Origin of the sequence: Pseudomonas anguilliseptica, from assembly GCF_021375795.1 — a bacterium.
GTDB classification, from domain to species: Bacteria; Pseudomonadota; Gammaproteobacteria; order Pseudomonadales; family Pseudomonadaceae; genus Aquipseudomonas; species Aquipseudomonas anguilliseptica_A.
On record NZ_JAEIOI010000025.1, the window covers coordinates 1 to 261 of the forward strand.

Genomic DNA, 261 nt, shown 5'->3' on the forward strand with positions numbered 1-261 from the left:
AGGTGATGTCAGTGACCCAGACCCTATTGGGTTCACTGACATTGAACTGGCGCTCCAGCCGGTTCGGTGCCGGCGTGGCGGGCTTACCTCCGTAACGGCCAGGTCGACGACGATAACCCGTCTGCGAGCGTAATCCTTCCACACGCATCAGCCTGGCAACACGATGTCGTCCGCAGCTCTCACCCAACTCGCGCAAATCCGCATGGATCTTGCGGTAGCCGTAGACACCACCGCTTTCCAGCCATGAATGCTTGATCAGAC

The 261-nt window shown here is 59.0% G+C and carries 1 protein-coding gene; it reads right to left on the reverse strand.

Annotation, left to right across the window (positions count from 1 at the left end; translation table 11 throughout):
• On the reverse strand, window positions 1-261 hold a 261-nt coding region (locus tag IOD17_RS19295; protein ID WP_233686629.1), incomplete at both ends, for an IS3 family transposase.